The sequence below is a fragment of the Flavobacterium davisii genome (assembly GCF_019565505.1).
In the GTDB taxonomy this organism is placed as follows: domain Bacteria; phylum Bacteroidota; class Bacteroidia; order Flavobacteriales; family Flavobacteriaceae; genus Flavobacterium; species Flavobacterium davisii.
Map to the genome: position 1 here is coordinate 1,396,608 of NZ_CP067378.1, position 22,490 is coordinate 1,419,097.

General features: G+C 32.8%; 11 protein-coding genes and 8 pseudogenes. 9 read left to right on the plus strand and 10 right to left on the minus strand.

Annotated elements, in window-relative coordinates; genetic code table 11:
* Positions 1 to 3: 3 nt before the first annotated feature.
* From ruvA to ruvB, 4 genes and pseudogenes are all read right to left on the minus strand, one after another.
* On the minus strand, positions 4 to 585 hold the full coding sequence (ruvA, locus tag JJC05_RS06785) for a Holliday junction branch migration protein RuvA (protein WP_088390498.1): 582 nt from the start codon (positions 583 to 585) through the stop codon (positions 4 to 6).
* Between the two features lie 83 nt (positions 586 to 668).
* Positions 669 to 2,925, minus strand: a pseudogene (locus JJC05_RS06790) (NADP-dependent malic enzyme).
* A gap of 101 nt (positions 2,926 to 3,026) precedes the next feature.
* Positions 3,027 to 3,953, minus strand: a complete 927-nt coding sequence (gene queG / locus JJC05_RS06795; RefSeq protein WP_105195512.1) for a tRNA epoxyqueuosine(34) reductase QueG — start codon at positions 3,951 to 3,953, stop codon at positions 3,027 to 3,029.
* Between the two features lie 23 nt (positions 3,954 to 3,976).
* Positions 3,977 to 4,998 (minus strand): annotated as a pseudogene (ruvB, locus tag JJC05_RS06800) (Holliday junction branch migration DNA helicase RuvB).
* Between the two features lie 88 nt (positions 4,999 to 5,086).
* On the opposite strand from ruvB, the gene JJC05_RS06805 reads away from it, so the two are divergent.
* Positions 5,087 to 6,496 (plus strand): APC family permease, encoded by a 1,410-nt coding sequence (locus JJC05_RS06805; protein ID WP_127823517.1) that lies wholly within the window; start codon positions 5,087 to 5,089, stop codon positions 6,494 to 6,496.
* A 190-nt stretch (positions 6,497 to 6,686) separates the two neighbouring features.
* On the opposite strand, the gene infB is transcribed toward JJC05_RS06805, so the two are convergent.
* From infB to rimP, 3 genes and pseudogenes are all read right to left on the minus strand, one after another.
* Positions 6,687 to 9,605 (minus strand): translation initiation factor IF-2, encoded by a 2,919-nt coding sequence (gene infB / locus JJC05_RS06810; RefSeq protein WP_235878624.1) that lies wholly within the window; start codon positions 9,603 to 9,605, stop codon positions 6,687 to 6,689.
* 47 nt (positions 9,606 to 9,652) lie between these two features.
* A pseudogene (gene nusA, locus JJC05_RS06815) lies at positions 9,653 to 10,896 on the minus strand (transcription termination factor NusA).
* 19 nt (positions 10,897 to 10,915) lie between these two features.
* A pseudogene (rimP, locus tag JJC05_RS06820) lies at positions 10,916 to 11,381 on the minus strand (ribosome assembly cofactor RimP).
* A gap of 174 nt (positions 11,382 to 11,555) precedes the next feature.
* Between rimP and JJC05_RS06825 the strand changes: the two are divergent.
* From JJC05_RS06825 to JJC05_RS06835, 3 genes and pseudogenes are all read left to right on the plus strand, one after another.
* Positions 11,556 to 12,379 (plus strand): annotated as a pseudogene (locus JJC05_RS06825) (universal stress protein).
* Between the two features lie 551 nt (positions 12,380 to 12,930).
* A pseudogene (locus tag JJC05_RS06830) lies at positions 12,931 to 13,523 on the plus strand (HupE/UreJ family protein).
* A 1-nt stretch (position 13,524) separates the two neighbouring features.
* Positions 13,525 to 13,962, plus strand: coding sequence for a deoxycytidylate deaminase (locus JJC05_RS06835; RefSeq protein ID WP_088390518.1), 438 nt, complete (start codon positions 13,525 to 13,527; stop codon positions 13,960 to 13,962).
* Between the two features lie 39 nt (positions 13,963 to 14,001).
* On the opposite strand, the gene JJC05_RS06840 is transcribed toward JJC05_RS06835, so the two are convergent.
* The 3 genes from JJC05_RS06840 to JJC05_RS06850 are packed head-to-tail and all read right to left on the minus strand — an operon-like array spanning position 14,002 to position 15,430.
* Entirely contained in the window at positions 14,002 to 14,613 is a 612-nt protein-coding gene (locus JJC05_RS06840) for an FAD-dependent oxidoreductase (protein ID WP_235878625.1), read from the minus strand.
* Positions 14,613 to 14,816 (minus strand): hypothetical protein, encoded by a 204-nt coding sequence (locus tag JJC05_RS06845; RefSeq protein WP_105195518.1) that lies wholly within the window; start codon positions 14,814 to 14,816, stop codon positions 14,613 to 14,615. Before JJC05_RS06845 ends, JJC05_RS06840 begins: the two co-directional genes overlap by 1 nt.
* A gap of 38 nt (positions 14,817 to 14,854) precedes the next feature.
* Positions 14,855 to 15,430, minus strand: a complete 576-nt coding sequence (locus JJC05_RS06850) for a MarC family protein (RefSeq protein WP_105195519.1) — start codon at positions 15,428 to 15,430, stop codon at positions 14,855 to 14,857.
* Positions 15,431 to 15,545: 115 nt separating this feature from the next.
* Between JJC05_RS06850 and JJC05_RS06855 the strand changes: the two genes are divergently transcribed.
* The 5 genes and pseudogenes from JJC05_RS06855 (at position 15,546) to JJC05_RS06875 (ending at position 22,426) form a co-directional block, all read left to right on the plus strand.
* A complete protein-coding gene (locus JJC05_RS06855) occupies positions 15,546 to 16,112 on the plus strand; it encodes a DUF3109 family protein (RefSeq protein ID WP_105195520.1) in 567 nt (188 codons plus the stop codon).
* A gap of 419 nt (positions 16,113 to 16,531) precedes the next feature.
* Positions 16,532 to 17,509, plus strand: coding sequence for a ribonucleotide-diphosphate reductase subunit beta (locus JJC05_RS06860; protein ID WP_088390528.1), 978 nt, complete (start codon positions 16,532 to 16,534; stop codon positions 17,507 to 17,509).
* Positions 17,510 to 17,645: 136 nt separating this feature from the next.
* Positions 17,646 to 20,056, plus strand: a pseudogene (locus JJC05_RS06865) (ribonucleoside-diphosphate reductase subunit alpha).
* Positions 20,057 to 20,360: 304 nt separating this feature from the next.
* Positions 20,361 to 20,651, plus strand: a pseudogene (locus JJC05_RS06870) (GNAT family N-acetyltransferase); the annotation flags it as partial.
* A gap of 434 nt (positions 20,652 to 21,085) precedes the next feature.
* Positions 21,086 to 22,426: a deoxyguanosinetriphosphate triphosphohydrolase gene (locus JJC05_RS06875; RefSeq protein WP_088390534.1), complete on the plus strand. Its 1,341-nt coding sequence runs from the start codon at positions 21,086 to 21,088 to the stop codon at positions 22,424 to 22,426.
* Positions 22,427 to 22,490: the final 64 nt, after the last annotated feature.

Consider the following 22,490-nt stretch of genomic DNA (forward strand, 5'->3'; position numbering starts at 1 on the left):
TGTTTATAAATTTTTTAAAGCTTGTTTTATAATATTTTCTACAGTAGCTTCTGGTGTAGAGGCAATAATTTTTTCAACTACTTTTTCGGCAGATTTTCTAACAAAACCAAGCACTTCTAAAGCAGATAACGCTTCATCTTTATTTGTATTGTTTGGAATCAATGAAACTTCATCTATTTCATAGATTTTTAACACTTTATCTTTTAATTCAATTATGGCTCTTTGAGCTGTTTTAATACCAATTCCTTTTATAGATTGGATGGTTGCTACGTTTTCAGAGGCTAAGGCATTTATAATTTGTTTGGGTTCTAATGAAGAAAGCATCGTTCTTGCTGTATTAGCACCAATACCTGATACAGAAATAAGTAATTTAAAGATTTCTCTTTCTGATTTTTCTATAAATCCATATAAAGAATGACTATCTTCTTTTATCTGTAAGTAGGTATATAGTTTTATAAAATCATTGGATGGCAATAAACCGTATGTATGTAAAGATATATGAACTAAATACCCTACCCCGTTACAGTCAATTACAACGTCGGTAGGGTTTTTTTCTACTAATTTTCCTTGTATGTGTGCAATCATGCTTCTTTTATTATTCCTTCCAAATATAGTAATTTTATTGAGTGGAATTATTTAATGATAAGCGTATTAAGAAATTCAGAGGTTTATTTTTGAACTCTGTGTCTTTTCTCTTTTTCTTGAGCATCTATAACTGCTATGGTTGCCATGTTAACCATCTCTTCAACACTAGCTCCTAACTGAAAAATATGTACTGGTTTATCTAAACCTAACATTATAGGTCCTATTGACTCTACCTTATATAGTTCTTTCAACATTTTATAGGTAATATTGGCTGATTCTAGATTAGGAAACACAAGGGTATTTACTTTTTGTCCTGCTAATTTAGAGAATGGGAATTTACTCTTCAACATTTCAGGATTTAATGCAAAATCTGTTTGAATTTCACCATCTACAATTAAATCGGGATGATGTGTGTGTAAATAAGCTACTGCTTCACGTACTTTAGAAGCACTCTCATCTTTTGAAGAACCAAAGTTAGAAAAAGACACCATGGCCATTACAGGTTCCATTCCAAACAGTTTAATTGTTCGAGCTGTCATAAGTGCAATTTTAGCTAAATCTTCTGCGGTTGGATTAGGATTAATGGCTGTATCTGCTAGGAACATAGGCCCTCTTGCAGTCATCATTAAATTAGTGGTTGCAATTCTACTTACACCAGCTCCTTTCCCTATCAACTCCATTATAGGCTTTACTACCGATGGATAACTTCTTGAATACCCCGTAACTAAGGCATCTGCCTCTCCTTCATTAATCATCATAGCGGCAAAATAGTTACGTTCACGCATCCATTTTTGAGCATCTAAAAGTGTAATTCCTCTTCTACGACGGGTTTCCCAATATTTTTGAGCAAATCTATTTTTACGTTCTTCTTCTTCTTTTGTTTTGGGATCAATAATTTCAACTTCTGCATCAAAACCTAATTCTTCTTTCAACTCTAGGATAATTTCTTTATTCCCTAACAAAATAGGCATCCCAATTCCTTCTTCAAATACAATTTGTGCTGCCTTTAACACATCTAAATGGTCTGCCTCTGCAAAAACCACTTTTTTAGGATTTGTTTTAGCACGGTTAGCTAACATACGTACCATTTTGTTATCAGATCCTAATCTATCTAATAATTCATTTCGGTATTTATCCCAATCTGTTATAGGTTGTTGTGCCACTCCACTATCTATTGCTGCTTTTGCTACGGCTGGAGCAACCTCGGCTATTAATCGTGGATCAAATGGTTTTGGAATAATATAATCACGACCAAAGACTAATTTAGTTTCTCCATAAGCAACATTCACTTGTTCAGGTACAGGTTGCTTGGCTAAACAGGCTAATGCTTTTACTGCTGCCATTTTCATGGCTTCGTTTATTTTAGTTGCTCTAACATCTAGTGCTCCACGGAAAATATAGGGAAATCCTAAAACGTTATTAACCTGATTTGGATAATCGGAACGTCCTGTTGCCATAATAATATCTTCTCGGGTACTGATAGCTAGATTATAATCTATTTCAGGTACTGGATTAGCCATAGCAAAAACGATTGGATTTTCAGCCATGGTTAATAACATTTCGGGTTTTAGGACATTTCCTGCTGATAATCCTAAAAACATATCGGCTCCTACAATAACTTCTGCTAAGGTTTGAGCAGACATATCTTTAGCATATTTCCTTTGAAGATTAGAAATATCTTCTCTACTTGACACTAATAATCCGTTTACATCAAACATAAAGATATTTTCAACCTTTACTCCTAATGCCACGTACAAATTAGCACAAGCCAATGCAGCTGAACCAGCCCCAGATACTACTAATTTAATTTTACTAATATCTTTGTTTGCTAATTCTAGCGCGTTTAATAATGCTGCTGATGAAATGATAGCGGTTCCGTGTTGATCATCGTGCATCACGGGTATATTTAGTTCTTCTACTAAACGTCTTTCTATTTCAAAAGATTCAGGAGCTTTTATGTCTTCTAAATTAATTCCTCCAAAAGTAGGAGCTATTGCTTTTACTGTATCTACAAACTTGTCAATATCCGTAGCATCTACTTCTATATCAAAAACATCTATATCAGAAAAAATTTTAAACAATAAAGCTTTCCCTTCCATAACGGGTTTGGATGCTTCTGGTCCTATATCGCCAAGACCTAAAACAGCGGTACCATTAGAAATTACAGCTACTAGATTCCCTTTTGCTGTATATTTATATACTTTATCTATGTCTTTAGAAATTTCAATACAAGGTTCGGCCCACACCGGAGAATATGCTAAAGACAAATCACGTTGGGTAGCATATTTTTTAGTCGGAACCACTTTAATTTTACCGGAGCTGTGGTTTTGCATGGTACAATAGAGCTTCTCTTCTTTTTTATCGTCTGACATATTTTTTTGCCTTTTAATGAACTGGCAAAGATAAGTGTTGAAAGAAAAGAATGAAATTTTTTAACTAAATTAATCATCTAAAAATAGAATATTCCTTTTTAATCCATTGATTTTAGTTCGCTTAACGGCTGAATTTTTAAATATTTTTTTAAACACATCTTCTGTAATTTCTCTCCAATCTTCCTTAGTAAAATGTATTAAATCTGGATTAGGTGTAAAGGCATCTATTGCATTCGGTTTTGCAAAACGATTCCATGGGCATACGTCCTGACATACATCACATCCAAACATCCAATCATCAAATTTGCCTTTCATTTCTTGTGGTATTTGATCTTTTAATTCAATTGTAAAGTAGGAAATACATTTACTACCATCGACTACATAGGGTTGTATGATAGCTTTTGTAGGGCAAGCATCTATACAGGCGGTACATTTACCACAATGATCTGTTGTTGGCAAATCATATTCTAACTCTAAATCTAAAATAATTTCAGCAATGAAATAGAAAGAACCTACTTGTTTTGTAATCAAGTTACTATTTTTCCCTATCCATCCTAAACCACTTTTAGCAGCCCACGCTTTATCTAATACGGGGGCTGAATCTACAAATACACGTCCATCCACTTCTCCTATTTCTGTTTGAATAAAGCGAAGTAAGTCTTTTAGTTTATCTTTTATTACAAAATGATAATCTTCACCATAGGCGTACTTAGAGATTTTGTACGAATCTTGATTTTGAATTTCAGACGGGTAATAATTAAGTACTAAAGAAATAACACTTTTAGCCCCTTCAACTAATAACCTAGGATCTAATCGTTTGTCAAAATGGTTTTCCATATACCCCATTTGGCCGTTCATCCCTTTTTTCAACCATTTTTCTAAACGAGGTGCTTCTTCTTTTAAAAAATCAGCTTTAGAAATCCCACAGGAAAGAAATCCGAGTCGTAACGACTCGGATTTTATTAACTGGGTATATTTTTCTTTATTATTAATCAAGCCAATATTTTTGAAAAAATTTACTAGAATAACTCTCCTTGTGACCCCATACGAGTACGACCAAGATGTTTATATGCCTTTTCTGTTACCTCACGTCCTCTCGGGGTTCTAACTATGAATCCTTCTTGAATCAAAAATGGTTCATACACTTCTTCTATCGTTTCGCCACTATCGGATACCGCAGTTGCTAATGTACTGATTCCAACTGGACCTCCTTTAAACTTATCAATAATAGTGGTTAGAATTTTATTATCCATTTCATCTAAACCATGTGCATCCACGTTTAAAGCTTTTAAAGAATATCGAGCTATTTCTATATCTATAGTTCCATTTCCTTTAATTTGAGCAAAATCACGTACTCTTCTTAATAAAGCATTGGCAATACGAGGTGTTCCTCTACTACGCCCAGCTACTTCAATAGCTGCCTCCATAGAAATAGGCGTTCCTAAAATAGAAGCACTACGTTGGACAATGGTTGTTAATAATTCTGTATTGTAATATTGTAATCTTGATTGAATTCCGAAACGGGCTCTCATAGGAGAGGTGAGTAAACCTGAACGAGTAGTAGCTCCTACTAAAGTAAAAGGATTTAAACCTATCTGCACAGATCGCGCGTTGGGTCCACTTTCGATCATGATATCTATTTTATAATCTTCCATGGCGGAATACAAATATTCCTCTACCACTGGACTTAAACGATGTATTTCATCTATAAATAATATATCACGTTCTTCTAAGTTTGTTAACAATCCTGCCAGATCACCCGGCTTATCCAAAACAGGTCCTGAGGTAATTTTTATTCCAACTCCCAGTTCATTAGCCAATATGTTGGCTAATGTTGTTTTTCCTAATCCGGTGGTCCATGAAAAAGAGTATGATCTAAAGCATCTCCTCTAAGATTAGCTGCTTTAACAAATACTTTCAAATTTTCTAATACCTGATCCTGACCAGCAAAATCTTCAAAACTTAACGGGCGTAAGGCACGCTCAACATCCATCTCTTGCGGTGTAAAACGTTCTTTATTAGGATTCAAATTTTCATTCATTATGCAAAGATAAAAGTTTGTTTCGTGAATTATGCACTAGCACTTCAATAAATAAAAAAACATATATTAGCAAATCAAACCAAAAACTATGGAAAAACAAACACAAGAATTTAAAAAAGAATTAGGTTTACTAGACGGAACACTACTAGTAGTAGGTTCTATGATTGGTTCGGGTATATTTATTGTAAGTGCTGATATTGCTCGTAATATTGGCAGTGCTGGATGGTTAATAACTATATGGATTATTTCTGCACTTATAACTATGACAGCTGCCGTTAGTTATGGCGAACTTAGCGCTATGTATCCAGAAGCAGGAGGACAATATGTTTATTTAAAAGAGGCTTATAACAAATTGATTGCATTTCTGTACGGATGGAGTTTTTTTGCGGTCATACAAACAGGAACTATAGCAGCTGTAGGCGTTGCCTTTTCTAAATTTACGGCCTATCTTATTCCAGCATTTAGCGAAAATAATTTTATTATTAACCTCCCTAATTTCAAGCTAAGCGCTGCACAAATTGTTTCTATCATTACCATTATAATTCTTACTTATATCAATAGCAAAGGGGTTAAAAACGGAAAAATAATTCAAAAAATATTTACTATTACAAAAATTGCATCCTTATTTGGGCTCATCGTATTTGGATTCATATTGGCTGCTAAAAGTGACATTTGGAATAACAATTGGAATACTAGTTGGACAGCTCAGTCCTTTAATAAAGAAACTAACACTTGGACAATTCTGAGCGGATATACTTTATTATCTGCTATTGCAGCTTCTATGGTAGGTTCTTTATTTTCAAGTGATGCTTGGAATGGTGTAACTTTTATTTCTGGTGAAATAAAAAATCCTGAACGAAATGTAGGATTAAGTCTCTTCTTAGGAACTTTAATTGTAAGTATAATTTACATATTAGCAAATGTAATGTATTTAGCCGTTATGCCATTGAACGCCATTGCCTTTGCTCCTTCAGACCGAGTGGCTGTGGTTGCATCAGAGCATATTTTTGGCACAACAGGGACTTTTATTATCGCAATTATGATCATGATTTCTACTTTTGGTTGTAATAATGGATTAATCATGGCGGGATCAAGGGTGTATTATACGATGGCAAAAGATGGTTTATTTTTTAAAAAGGCTGCTGAATTAAATAGCGCAGCTGTTCCCGGCTGGGGATTATGGATTCAATGTATTTGGGCCTCTTTACTTTGTTTAACAGGCAAATATGGTGATTTGTTAGATTTTGTAATGATTATAGTTATTATTTTTTATATTTTGACGATTCTAGGGATTTTTATCTTAAGAAAGAAAAAGCCTGAATTAAAAAGGCCCTATAAAGCTTTTGGTTACCCTATTTTACCTGCACTTTATATTATTGTTTCTTTGGCTATTTGTATCATGCTTTTAATAGATAAAACAAGTACTTGTGGATGGGGAGTATTAATTATGTTAGGAGGAATTCCTATTTATTATATAACGAAAGGAAAAGAGAAATAAGAGATTATAATTGGCTATAAAATAAACAAAAGATCTTTACAAGAAATTAAATTATAAATAAGGTGTTCTATTTTCGAACTATATATTTTCATAAGATTTTTTATTCTGCTATTTTTTCAAGAAAAGAAGTAGTGGTATACAATAAAAAAACCTCGATAAATCGAGGTTTTTTTATTGTATACATATTGTATTATTTCAATTTCTTTTTAACTTCTACGGTAGTGAATCCTTCAATTACGTCATATTCTTGAATATCGTTGTAACCTTTAATCTGCATACCGCAATCGTATCCTTTAGAAACTTCTTTCACATCGTCTTTGAAACGTTTTAAGGCTATCAAATCACCTGTATAAATTACAACTCCTTCGCGGATTAGGCGGATTTTATTGGATCTAAAAATCTTACCATCTGTAACCATACATCCTGCAATGGTACCCACTTTCGAAATTTTGAATAATTCACGTATTTCGGCAGTACCCGTAATTTCTTCTTTAAACTCAGGAGATAACATACCTTCCATTGCATCACGTAAATCATCAATTGCAGCATAGATGATAGAATAATGACGAATATCTATCTCTTCTTTTTCTGCTAATGATTTAGCATTTCCTTGTGGTCGTACGTTAAACCCTATAATAATTGCATCGGAAGCAGAAGCTAACATTACATCTGACTCGGTAATAGCACCCACTCCTTTGTGAATAATATTGATCTGAATTTCTTCTGTTGACAATTTAGAGAATGAATCTGATAATGCTTCCACTGATCCATCTACGTCTCCTTTTAAAATAATATTTAATTCTTTGAATTGACCTAATGCAATACGACGTCCAATTTCATCTAATGTAATATGGCGTTGTGTTCTTACAGATTGCTCACGTAATAGCTGAGTACGTTTAGCGGCAATTTGTTTTGCTTCTCTTTCATCTTCAAATACATTAAACTTATCTCCAGCTGTAGGAGCTCCATCCAAACCTAATATGGATACTGGTGTTGAAGGCCCTGCTTCTTTTACATTATGACCACGTTCATCTTGCATAGCACGAATTTTACCGTGGTGCTTACCAGCTAACACATAATCACCAATTTTAAGAGTTCCTGCTTGTACTAAAATTGTAGATACATAACCGCGTCCTTTATCTAAGAATGCTTCTACAACCGTTCCTACTGCTGGTTTATCAGGGTTTGCTTTTAATTCTAGTATCTCGGCTTCTAATAATACTTTTTCAAGTAATTCTTTTACACCAATACCCATCTTAGCAGAAATATCATGAGACTGGTATTTACCTCCCCATTCTTCAACAAGGAAGTTCATGGCTGCTAATTTTTCTTTAATTTTATCAGGATTAGCTGTTGGCTTATCAATTTTGTTAATTGCGAAAATTATTGGCACACCCGCTGCTTGTGCATGGCTAATTGCTTCCTTAGTTTGTGGCATGATATCATCATCAGCTGCCACTACAATAATCGCAATATCTGTTACTTGAGCACCACGAGCTCGCATTGCAGTAAAAGCTTCGTGACCTGGCGTATCAAGGAATGTAATTTCTTGACCGCTTTCTAATTCTACTCCGTAAGCACCAATATGCTGTGTAATACCTCCTGACTCACCTGCAATTACATTTGTTTTACGGATATAATCTAATAGTGATGTTTTACCATGATCTACGTGACCCATTACGGTTACAATTGGAGCACGTTGTTTTAAATCTTCTGGCTTATCTTCTACAATTTCAATTGCTTCTTCAATATCAGCAGTAGTAAACTGTACTTCATATCCAAATTCATCTGCCACAATCGTTAACGTTTCAGCATCTAAACGCTGATTCATGGTTACCATGATTCCCAAGGACATACATGTTCCGATAACCTTCGTAATTGGGACATCCATCATAGTTGCAATTTCACCCACTGTTACGAATTCTGTAACCTTAAGAACTTTGCTTCCCTCTTCTTTTGCTGCTAACTCAGCCTCATTACGTTCTCTATGAGAATCTCGTTTATCACGGCGATACTTAGCTGCTTTTGATTTATTTCCTTTTCCTTGTAATCTTTCAAGAGTTTCTTTAATCTGATTTTTTACTTCTTCTTCTGTTGGTTCAACTTTTACAACAGGTGCTTTTTTATTGAATTTGTTTCCACCTTTGTTTCCATTGTGGTTTCCTCCGTGATTACCTCTATTCCCCTGCCCGTTGTTATTATTATTGTTATTATTGTTATTACCGTCTTGTTTATTAGACTGGTTAGGCTTAGAAGGAATTCGATTACGTTTTTTCTTATTGGCATCATTCCCTCCTTGATGGTTATTATTCCCACCTTGGTTAGGTCTTGAATCTTCTTTTTTCTTTTTAGGTTTTTCAAATTGAGAAAGGTCAATTTTTTGACCTGTAAAAGTAGCACCTGATAGTTTTTGATATTGAGTTTCATAGCGTTCTTCTACTACTTGACCTGCTTCAACTGAAGGACTTGTTGCAGGCTTTTCAGCTTTAGTTTCTACTTTTGGCTCAACTACGGGTTTTATTACTTTCACTTGTGGTTTTTCTATTTGTTTTTCTACCACTTTTTCTACCTTTTTTTCAACAGGAGGCACCACCACAGGTTTAACCTTAATTTCTACTGGTTTTTCCTGTTTTGGTTCAATTTTTACCACAACCTTTTCTTCTTCTACTACTGTAGGTTTTGAAATTTCTTTTTCAACGGGCTCTACTTCTACTTTTGGTGTTTCGATTTCAGGTTTTGCAACAGGCTTAGGATTTAAGTCTATCTTTCCTACTTTTTTAGGCCCTGACAAAGCCGCTGCTTTGGCTTTGATAACATCCTGACGCGCACGTTCTTCTTCAAGGCGTTTTTGCTCTAATTCGTGTTCACGCTCTAAACGTAACGCTTCTTTTTCTTTACGTTTTTCTTCGCCTACTTCTTTAGATGCGTCTTTGTTACCTTTATCTCCAGCAAATTGATTAGATAGAATACCATATATCTCCTCTGTGATTTTGGTATTTGGATTAGATTCTATTATAAAACCTTTATCCTTTAAAAAATCAACAGCTCGCTCAAGAGATATATTAAATTCTCTTAATACTTTGTTTATTCTTATTGTTCCTTCAGACATAAATTTTATTTATGGTTTTTTTTATTTTTTTGTGGATTAAAAAGCGATTAATCTTCAAATTCTTCTTTTAAAATCTTGATTACATCAAGAATAGTTTCTTCTTCTAAATCCGTACGACGTACTAAATCTTCTACATCTTGACTTAAAATACTACGTGCTGTGTCTAGCCCTACTTTTGCAAACTCGTCTATGATCCAACCATCAATTTCGTCTGCAAACTCTGTTAATTCAACATCATCTTCATCTTCTTGTGCACTTCCTTCTCGAATTACATCTAATTCATAACCCGTTAACATCCCTGCTAGTTTGATGTTTTGACCACCCCGACCAATTGCTTTTGATACTTCTTCTAATTTTAGATATACCTCAGCTGTTTTCTTTTCTTCATCAATTTTAATTGAAGAAACTTTTGCAGGACTTAATGCTCTAGTAATAAATAACTGTGTATTGTTGGTATAATTAATTACATCAATATTTTCATTTCCTAATTCACGAACTATTCCGTGAATACGAGAACCTTTCATACCTACACAAGCACCTACTGGATCGATTCTATCATCATAAGAATCTACCGCTACTTTTGCTTTTTCTCCGGTATACGAACTACTTTTTTAATTGTAATTAAACCATCAAACACTTCTGGAATTTCTTGTTCAAATAGTTTTTCTAAGAATTTTTCAGAAGTTCTAGACATGATGATTTGTGGTTTGTTCCCCTTTAGTTCAACATTTTCTATAACTCCGCGAACATTATCACCTTTTCTAAAAAAATCAGATTGTATTTGTTTTTCTTTTGGCAATACAATTTCATTTCCTTCATCATCAACTAATATTACAGCTTTGGGGCGTACGTGATGTACCTCTGCGGTATAAATATCACCGATTAAATCTTTGAATTGTTTATACAAATTGGTACTATCATGTTCGTGAATTTTAGAAATTAAATTCTGACGTAAAGCTAAAATGGCTCTTCTTCCTAGATCTATTAATTTTACTTCTTCCGATACTTCTTCTCCAATTTCAAAATCTGGTTCTATTCTACGAGCTTCTGTCAGCGTAATTTCCTCATTTTCGAAATCTAAATCCTCATCTGCTACAATAACACGACGTCTCCAAATCTCCATATCGCCTTTGTCAGGATTGATAATAATATCAAAATTTTCATCGGATCCGTATTTTTTCTTCAATGCACTTCTAAACACATCTTCCAAAATAGCCATTAATGTAACACGATCGATAGATTTATTATCTTTAAATTCTGAAAACGATTCGATTAATGCTAAATTCTCCATACAACTCTTTGATTTTTTTTTAAAATATAATTGTAACTACTGCCTCCACAATATTGCCATATTGTATTTTTTCATTGTGAACAACAGTTTCTTTTCCTTTTCCTATTTTTTTTTGGTTCACGTGCAGTCCACTCTAAAGTAACCACCTCATCATCGGCTTCTACTAAAAGCGCTTCATACACTTTCTCTGCCGTTCTGAGCTTTACGGTACGCCCTACATTCTTCTTAAATTGACGAATTCTTGTTAAGGGAGCCGATACACCAGCGGAAGCCACCTCTAAAGCAAAATCTTGTTCCTCTCTATCAAGGTTGTTTTCAATAGCTCTGCTTATATTCACGCAATCTTGTAATTGCACTCCATTATCGCCATCTAAAGTTACGATAATTTTATTACTATCAGTTATAGTTAAATCAATTAAAAAAAGATCTGGAAAATCTTCCAAAGTTTGATTTAATAACTGCCCTACTTTTTCTTTAAATGTCATTGGTATAAAAAGAGGCACGCGATGCGTGCCTCATTATTTAATGTTTAACTTCTAAATAACGGCACAAATATACATTTTTTTTTTTATTTTACTAACTGATTGATTTTTATTAAAAACTTTCTTACCTTTATCTGTGAGATTAAGAAAAACAAACCATTAAACAATAACCCCATTATGAAACGAATTTTAGTTCCTACCGATTTTTCTCAACATGCAGAGTATGCTCTTAAAGTTGCCGCACAATTTGCAAGAAAGCATAATGCCGAAATATATCTAATTCACTTATTAGAACTACCGGACAAGGAAATGATACAGTTACTCATGGTCATGATATTCCTGAAATCGTCTTTTTCAAAAATGCGATAACAAACAGAATGGATGATTTAATGGATGAAGAATATTTAGACGGAATAGAAACTTCTAAAATAATCCAAATAGACCAGCCTTTTGAAGGCATCATGAAAACCATACAAAACAATACGTTTGACCTTATCATCATGGGATCACATGGAGCAAATGGTATTAAAGAAATGTTCGTAGGATCAAATACAGAAAAAATTGTTAGAAACTCTTCCATTCCTGTTCTAGTCATCAAGGAAGATGATCCTGACTTCAAAGTAAACCATTTTATATTTGCTTCAGACTTTTTAGATGAAATCAAGAAACCTTTTGAGTGTATCGTTCGCCTTACCAATGAATTCGATGCCACTTTACATCTTGTAAACATAAACACGCCTAATAATTTTCGTTCTACACAAGATGCCAGAAAATTAATGAACGACTTTGTTAGCGGATTTAAGATCGACAAATATGAAACACATATATACAACGATGTTAATGTGGAAGCAGGCATCTTAAACATAGCTAATGATCTAAATGCTGATTTAATAGGTATGTGTACACATGGAAGAAAAGGATTAGCTCATTTTTTTAATGGCAGTATAAGTGAAAGCCTAGTAAATCACGCAAAAAAACCCGTAATAACTTTTAAAATATAATAAAAAGATAATTTACACAAAACACAATCTTTTATAATGAGGCTGTCCTAAACTTTTTGAACAGCCTCATTGTAAAAACAAAAAATTCCTTCCATTCCCCCTCTTCATCCTCCTTTTTATTTGCAATAAATTCCTAACGCATAATATTAATCTGGGTTTAATCATCAAAATAGCCTCCTTTTTCTTAATTCTAAAATTTCACACAAACAATTGAAATAAAAGAGTTAATTTATTCTCACAAAATCTATAAGAGACAATCTGAGTTCAAATCAATCCTATATAACTCTTGAAAAAACTACAAAATAAACTTACCCCCTAAATTCATCTATTCTATTACTTCCTTTTTTCTACATCGCAAAACAATTTCGTATATTTAACTCCAATTTATCTTTTTAATCATATAAAACCCAGAACTTTTATTTTTTTTAACACACTAAAAATCAACAAAATATCTTCTTTACACTAAAGCAACATCATCATAAAACTGAATAATAAAATAAAATCATTAATAAAAAATTTGTAAGTTTGAAACTCTTTAATCCTACTATTATATGCAAGAATTTTGGTTATACTTTGAAATCGGTCTAAAACATGTATTAAACATCAAGGCTTATGACCATATATTATTCCTAATTGGAATGACCATTCCTTACTCATTTAATGATTGGAAAAAATGGTTAACCTTAGTTAGTTTATTCACCCTAGGCCATTCTATTTCTCTTATACTTTCTGTATTTGGCATTATTTATATAAAAGAAAATTTAGTTGAATTTTTAATCCCTATCACAATATTAATTGTAGCTCTTTTTAATTTATTTACAGCTGGTAAAAGCTCAAAAAAGAAAGCATAACATTAGTTGCTATTGTAACACTACTGTTCGGTATAATACATGGCTTAGGCTTTTCTAACTATTTTAAAACATTGTTACCGGGCAGTAAATCTGACAAAATATTACCCCTTGCGGAATTTGCTTTAGGAATTGAGAGTGCACAAATAATAGTTGTTTTTGTTGTTTTAATAATTTCATTTATAATCCAATCCGTTTTTCGTTTTTCAAAAAGAGATTGGACTTTAGTTATGTCATCCTTCATAATAGGAGTTGTAACCCCACTAATCATACAAAGCCCTATTTGGCACAGATAAAATGGAAAATAAATTGAATAAATATGACACTGCTTACTTACGTTTAGCAAGAGAATGGAGCAAACTTTCTTATTGTAAAAGAAAACAGGTAGGAGCCATAATAGTAAGAGATCGAATGATTATATCGGACGGATATAATGGAACTCCTTCTGGCTTCGACAATTGTTGCGAGGACGAATACAACCTAACACACTGGTATGTTCTTCATGCAGAGGCAAACGCAATACTAAAGGTTGCCAACTCGACTCAATCTTGTAATCAAGCAACCCTTTATATCACGCTTTCTCCTTGCAAAGAATGTTCTAAATTAATTCATCAAGCAGGTATAAAAAGAGTTGTTTACCATGAGAAATACAAAGATGACTCTGGTTTAGTTTTTCTAGAGAAAGCAGGTGTTGTAGTGCAACAAATTCAAAATTTAGACTCGGAATCGGAATAAAAAAACACCTTTACAAACTCAACAAAACAGGAAGCTCTTTCATTTTTTCTTAATCCCATCATGACTATGGGTTTCTATACCTTGATTCCAAAGAACCAGTATTTCTGTTGCCACTGCTGCCCCACTTCCAGCAGCTATTGCTAATTGACTTCTGTGTCCTGAAAGTGTTCCACACACATAGACCCCTTCTTTTACTTTATAATCAATATTTTTTAATTGAATTCGTTTCTTTTCTGGTAATGATTTCTGATGTGGCACAACATATTCGTTTAACCCTTGAATATCAAATAAATTAGATGCCCCTACTCCTACTACAACCATTTGAGCTCTGAAAATATTTTTATTTGTAACAACTTCTAAACCATTTTCAATAGACAAAACCTTCAAAACTTTTTCATCTTCAATTTGTACAATATGTTTGTATGTATCTCGTAATCGTTCTAATGATTCAAGCAATAAATCAGCACCTAATGTACCTGCTGGAATACCATACGCATTATAAAAAACAGCATCTTGTAATGATGATGCTTTTTGATGAGTCAGAATCCCTATTCTTTTTCCTTTAACAAAGTCTTTATTTTGAGCAGAACCCAAAACCATAGCACAAGATACACCTGATGCACCACCCCCAATAATTAATACATCAAACATTACGAATGTCTTTTCAACTTATTTTCAATTGACTTTGAAAGATTAAAAATTAGTAAAATAACAACAGCACACAATACCGCTAATATTCCTATCAGAGCCACCAAACTATCTCCATTAAACAAATCTTCGGGATTAAGCATTGCGACATTAACACCAATTAATACAAGCCCTAAAACTAAAATTATATATGTAAAAACTTTCATTAATCTTTTTTTAAGAAACAAAATTACTATTTTTCAACCTAAACAAACAAGCCTTTAACATTAGCAGCAAATAATTTAACAGCTATTGCTAATAACACAACTCCAAAAACCTTTCTAACGACTCCTAAACCAGTTGGTCCCAATAATTGTTCTATTTTACCCGATAATTTCAAAACAATATATACAATGATTATATTAAATAGAATGGCTACCACGATATTTATGGATTGATATTCTGAACGCAAAGATAACAACGTAGTCATAGTACCCGCTCCCGCAATCAACGGAAAAGCCAAAGGAACAATACTAGCTGTCTTGGGCTCCTCATCCTTATAAATACTAATCCCTAATATCATTTCTAATGCTAGAAAAAACAATACGATAGATCCTGCAACCGCAAAAGATTTTACATCCACACCGATAAATTTCAGCATACCTTCTCCCACGAAAAGAAACATAATCATAATCAACCCCGACACAAAACTAGCGCGTTCAGCATGGATATGTCCTATTTTGTTTCGTAAATCTACAATTATCGGGATAGACCCCATAATATCAATAACTGCAAATAAAACCATACCTACAGTTAATACTTCTTTCCAATCAAAATTCATAACTTATTTCGTTTAACAAATATTTTCGAATATACTAATTTCAAACAATTAACAAAACGGTAAACCTAATTATTGTTTCTTATTTGTAATTTTGCACCACTCAAAACAAAATCACATGTTTCAAATTGGTAAAACAATCGTCTCAGAAGACATTTTAGAAAAAGAATTCGTATGTAACCTAACCGCTTGTAAAGGCGCATGTTGTATTGATGGAGATTCTGGAGCTCCTTTACTGGAAGACGAATTACCCATTTTGGAAAACATTTATCCTAAAATCAAACACCTTTTAAGACCAGAAGGTCTTGAAGCTATTGAGAAACAAGGGACTTGGGTAAAAGACAAAGATAATGAACTAGGAACCCCTTTAATAGACAATAAAGATTGTGCTTATGTTATTTTTAAAGAAGGTAACGCTTTGTGCGGAATAGAAGAAGCGTATAATCAAGGACTAGTTGATTGGAAAAAACCTGTTTCTTGTCATCTTTACCCTATCAGAATAAAAGATTTTACAAGTTTCCAAGCAGTTAATTATGATCGTTGGGACATTTGCTCAGATGCCTGTTCTCTAGGAAAAGAGCTTAAAGTACCCATTTATAAATTTGTCAAAGAAGCCTTAGTAAGAAGATTCGGAACGGAATGGTATGAAGAACTTGAAACTGTAGCAAAAGAGTACTACAAATAACACCTCCTAAAAGCATTACTAATGATTTTTTTAAAACTAAAAATCATTAGTAAAAAGGTTTTAAAATCATCCTATAGAAATACAAAAAAAGAAATTTATTTTTCTTGCTTTATAATATAGTTATTAACAATGCGTTTATAACAAATACATGAATTAGCACCCTAAAAAAACAAGCTAATCCTATCTCTTAAAACCCTTATAAAATAAAGGATTTAAAGATTTTAAAAAAATACAATTATTTGATTTACAATAATTTAACTTTTTAATAAAGAATAACTTACAATCATCTCATTTGTTAAAAACTCCAATGAAATGTGAATAACTATTCTTTCTTTTTTGAGTCTAAATTTGAATCTTTGCAGTCCCCAATTACGCATAATTATTTGAATCAATTTTAAACTATAATTCCAGATATAGATATGGCTACTATTGAACCCATTTTACAAGAAAATAAAGACCGTTTCGTAATCTTCCCTATCAAACATCATGATATTTGGGAATGGTATAAAAAAATGGAAGCAAGTTTCTGGACGGCAGAAGAAATAGACTTACATCAAGATTTAACAGATTGGAATACCAAACTAAATGAAGATGAAAAATATTTCATTAAACATATTTTGGCTTTTTTTGCAGCATCTGATGGAATCGTAAATGAAAACCTTGCAGAAAATTTTGTAAATGAAGTACAATATCCAGAGGCTAAATTCTTTTATGGTTTTCAAATTATGATGGAGAATATTCATAGTGAAACATACTCCTTATTAATTGACACCTATGTAAAAGATGATACGGAGAAAGATCAATTGTTTCATGCTATTGAAGTTTTTCCTGCTATCAGAAAAAAAGCACAATGGGCACTACGCTGGATTGAATCCGATTCTTTTGCTGAGAGATTAATAGCCTTTGCAGCAGTAGAAGGCATCTTTTTTTCTGGTGCATTTTGTTCTATCTATTGGTTAAAAAAACGTGGATTAATGCCCGGATTAACTTTTTCAAATGAATTAATCTCCCGTGACGAAGGTGTACACTGTGATTTTGCAGTACATTTACACAACCATCATTTAGTAAACAAAGTATCCAAAGAAAGAATCACAGAAATTATAGTAGATGCTTTAAATATAGAACGTGAATTTATAACCGAGTCACTCCCTGTTTCGCTAATAGGAATGAATGCTATCTTAATGATTCAGTACTTAGAATTTGTAGCAGATAGATTATTAATAGAATTAGGCTGTGCAAAGGTTTTTAACGCTACAAATCCTTTTGATTTTATGGATATGATTTCCTTACAAGGAAAAACCAATTTTTTCGAAAAACGTGTGGCAGAATATCAAAAAGCAGGTGTAATGAATAATGAAGAAGAGGCTAATAAATTTTCTTTAGATGCTGATTTTTAAAATATATCTAACAAAAAACTAACTTTTATCGAACTTAAAAACACCCATTGTAAAAGTCGGGAGACTGGTGTTTTAAAAAAATTATTATTAACAAGAAAACAAAGAAGGGATTTTTTGTTTTCAAAAAAACAAAACTATGTACGTAGTAAAAAGAGATGGGCATAAAGAACCCGTAATGTTTGACAAAATTACAGACAGAATTAAAAAGTTATGCTATGGTTTAAATGATATGGTAGATGCCGTAAAGGTTGCCATGCGAGTTATTGAGGGACTATATGATGGTGTAACAACTTCTGAATTAGACAATTTAGCAGCTGAAACAGCAGCTGCTATGACCGTTACACATCCTGATTACGCACAACTAGCGGCTAGAATTGCCATTTCTAACTTACATAAAAACACAAAAAAATCGTTTTCTGAAACAATGAACGATATGTTTCAGTATGTAAGTCCACGTACAGGAAAAGAAGCCCCTCTTATTTCAGACGAAGTACATAAAGTAATTATGGAAAATGCCGCTTTTTTAGATTCTCATGTAATCTATAATCGTGATTTTAACTATGATTATTTTGGTTTCAAAACCTTAGAACGCTCCTATCTTCTTAAAATAAATGGCAAGATAGTAGAACGCCCACAACACATGTTAATGCGTGTTTCCGTTGGAATTCACTTAAACGATTTAGAATCCGTAATCGAAACATACGAATTGATGTCTAAAAAGTTTTTTACACATGCTACTCCAACACTTTTTAACTCTGGAACACCGAAACCTCAAATGTCTTCTTGTTTTCTTTTAGCCATGCAAGATGATAGCATTGATGGCATTTATGATACACTCAAACAAACCGCCAAGATTTCACAATCTGCTGGAGGTATAGGTTTATCTATCCACAATGTTCGTGCAACTGGTTCCTATATACGTGGTACAAATGGCACTTCTAACGGAATTGTACCCATGCTACGTGTTTTTAACGATACCGCTCGTTATGTAGATCAAGGCGGCGGAAAACGCAAAGGAAGCTTTGCTGTTTATATTGAAACATGGCATGCTGATATTATGGATTTCTTAGATCTTAAGAAAAACCATGGTAAAGAAGAAATGCGTGCACGTGATCTATTCTATGCTATGTGGACTTCTGATTTGTTTATGAAACGAGTAGAAGCTGATGAAAAATGGACTTTAATGTGTCCTAACGAATGTCCCGCTTATATGATGTATATGGAGACGAATTTGAAACTTTATACACGCAATACGAAAATGAAGATCGTGGTCGTAAAACAATTAAAGCTCGTGAATTATGGGATAAAATTCTAGAATCACAGATTGAAACGGGAACTCCATACATGTTATATAAAGATGCAGCCAATCGTAAATCTAATCAAAAAAATTTAGGAACTATCCGTTCTTCTAATTTATGTACAGAAATTATGGAATACACCTCTGCTGATGAAATAGCAGTGTGCAACTTAGCTTCTTTATCATTACCTATGTTTGTAGAAAATGGAGAATTTAACCATACCTTACTATACCAAGTAACGAAACGAGTAACTCGCAATTTAAATAAAGTAATTGATCGTAATTATTATCCTGTAAAAGAAGCTGAAAACTCAAACATGCGTCATCGTCCAGTAGGGTTAGGTGTACAAGGACTAGCAGATACTTTCATCCTATTACGCATGCCTTTTACAAGTGATAAAGCTAAAAAATTGAATCAAGAAATCTTCGAAACAATGTATTTTGCAGCGGTTGAAGCCTCTATGGAAATGGCAAAAGAAGAAGGTCCGTATTCAACATTTGTAGGTTCTCCTATTTCACAAGGAGAATTTCAATACAACCTTTGGGGTATAAAAGATGAAGAATTATCGGGTCGTTGGGATTGGCCTTCTTTAAGAAAGGAAGTAGTGGAACATGGTGTTCGTAACTCTTTATTAATGGCACCAATGCCAACAGCCTCTACATCACAAATTCTCGGAAATAACGAAGCCTTTGAGCCCTATACCTCAAATATCTATACGCGCCGTGTACTCTCTGGCGAATTTATTGTGGTAAATAAGCACTTATTAGAAGATTTAGTTAAATGCGGATTATGGAATGAAGAGCTAAAACAAGAAATTATGCGCCATAATGGCTCCGTACAAAACATTGACCGTATACCTCAAGAGTTAAAAGATTTATACAAAACCGTTTGGGAATTATCCATGAAAGACATTATTGACATGTCTCGACAACGTGGTTATTTCGTTGACCAATCTCAATCATTAAATCTATTTATGGAAGGCGCTACCTTTGCTAAACTAACCTCTATGCACTTCTATGCTTGGAAATCAGGTTTAAAAACTGGTATGTACTATTTACGAACCAAAGCAGCCGTAGATGCTATTAAATTTACATTAAATAATGAAAAGAAAACAGAATCTTTAACCATATCTGCAGAAAAAACAGAACTAACTAATTCTGAAGCAGAAATGACTACGGAAGAATTTAGAGCAATGATTGAACGCTCTCGTAATGCCGAACCAGAAGATTGTGAAATGTGTGGATCTTAATGATTCAAAAAAACATTTAAAGAACAGCTATTTTAAAAAATAGCTGTTTTTTTATTTCCCCACTTCCCTTATACAACTAAATTTTACTTTTAGTATCTTTACATACTTTTTAATCTAAAATTTGAATACTATTATAATATACAAAAGCATTCATGAAACGAATCTACACGACATCTGATAATCCTGACTTTAAACACTTAACACGTTTATTCGATGAATATTTAGTAGATATTGACGGGGATCAAAAAGATTTTTTTCACATCATAACAATAAATACTTAAAACATGTCTTAGTAGTTTATGAGAATGAAGAAGCTGTAGGTTGTGGTGCTTTCAAAGAATATGATACTGTAACTGCCGAAATAAAAAGAATGTTTGTACATCCTGAAAAACGCGGAAAAGGAATAGCTACTTTTATTCTTAACGAAATAGAAAAATGGGCAAACGAATATGGTTATCACAACTTCATTTTAGAAACTTCTCCTAAACTTGAAAACGCAATTGCTCTTTATAAAAAATCAGGTTATAACTTAATCCCTAACTTCGGCCAGTATATAGGTATAGAAAACAGTATTTGCATGAAGAAAGAAAAGTAAAATCAATACATTATGAAAATCAACAGTCTATTAAAAATATATTTAAAAAAGCATCACTATTATTAATAAATTTAAAACAGAATTAAAATTTCACTTTCAAAAATCAATAGAAAAGAAATAAAAACATATCAATTATAATTCAATAAATATATCCTATTTTTTAAAGAATTTTATTTGACATTAAAAATATTGTGTTTTGGTATTAAGAGATACAGGATTTGCATACAATTTAATACTTTATCTAAAAGTTAAAAATTAATAAGACCTTAGAAATCCAGAAGATTTTCAAAAAAGATAAAGAAATACAAATTCTTCTTCTTTCAATATTTCTTATGGAAATCGTTATATTTTGAAAAAATGGAATCAAAAACTTTCCATACCTCACAATTTTAAAAAATTTAAACCTAACAGAATACCTAAAAAATAGCCCTATGATGAACTGGGAACAACTTTTATCTTTAAAAAAACAAGGTGACACAAACAAACGATTACGCAAAGAACAAGACGAAACAAGACTTGGTTTTGAAGTTGATTATGATCGCGTAATATTTTCAGCCGCTTTTAGAAGTTTACAGGATAAAACACAGGTTATTCCATTATCAAAAACTGATTTCGTACACACACGATTAACACATAGTCTGGAAGTATCAGTTGTAGGACGCTCACTAGGGCGATTAGTTGGTAAAAAAATACTTGAAAAGTACCCTTCTTTACAAGAAGTACACGGCTACCAACCTAATGATTTTGGCGCTATTGTTGCTGCCGCAGCTTTGGCACATGATATAGGAAATCCTCCTTTTGGTCATTCAGGGGAAAAAGCTATTGGAGAATATTTTTCTATTGGTAATGGACAGAAATTTAAAGATGAGTTGACAGATAAGGAATGGCAAGATTTAATAGACTTTGAAGGAAATGCCAATGGTTTTTCAGTACTAACCAGCTCCCGACCAGGCGTAGAAGGTGGTTTAAGGCTGACTTATGCTACTTTGGGTGCTTTCATGAAATACCCTAAAGAAAGTTTACCTAAAAAACCTACCTCAAATATATCTGATAAAAAATATGGGTTTTTCCAGCAAGACAAATCTTTTTTTAAAGAAGTCGCTGAAGAATTAGGATTAATTTCAAACAAATCAGGTCATGATATTAGATACGAACGCCATCCATTAGCTTATCTTGTTGAAGCAGCAGATGATATTTGTTATACTATTATTGATTTTGAAGACGGAATTAATTTAGGTTTAGTTTCTGAAGATTATGCTTTAGAATATTTAATTAAACTAGTAAAAGATTCAATAGATACTTCAAAATACAACGCATTAACCACAAAAGAAGACCGAATTAGTTATTTACGAGCGTTAGCAATAGGTAGCTTAATTAACGACGCTGTTCATGTATTTATTGAAAACGAAGAATTAATACTCCAAGGCACATTTCCTTATTCTTTAACTGACAAATCAAAGTACAAAGCTCAAATGAATGATATTATTAATTTAAGTATTAAAAATATTTATCAGAGTAGAGAGGTAATCGAAAAAGAAATAAACGGTTATCAAATTATTAACAACCTGTTAGACAAGTTTATTACTGCATACAACAATAAGTTTGAGGGAAATGAAACTAATTTTGACAAGCTTTTATTAAAAATATTACCCGAAAAACACCATATAGAAAAAGAAAGTCTGTATGAACGCTTATTACATATTTGTCATTTCGTTTCTATGCTTACAGACAGTAATGCCTTACTTTATAACAAAATGATTTCAACAAAAAACTAAATTATCAATTATAATCAAATCTAAAAATCTCACTATTTACTTAATCAAAACATTCATATATGGT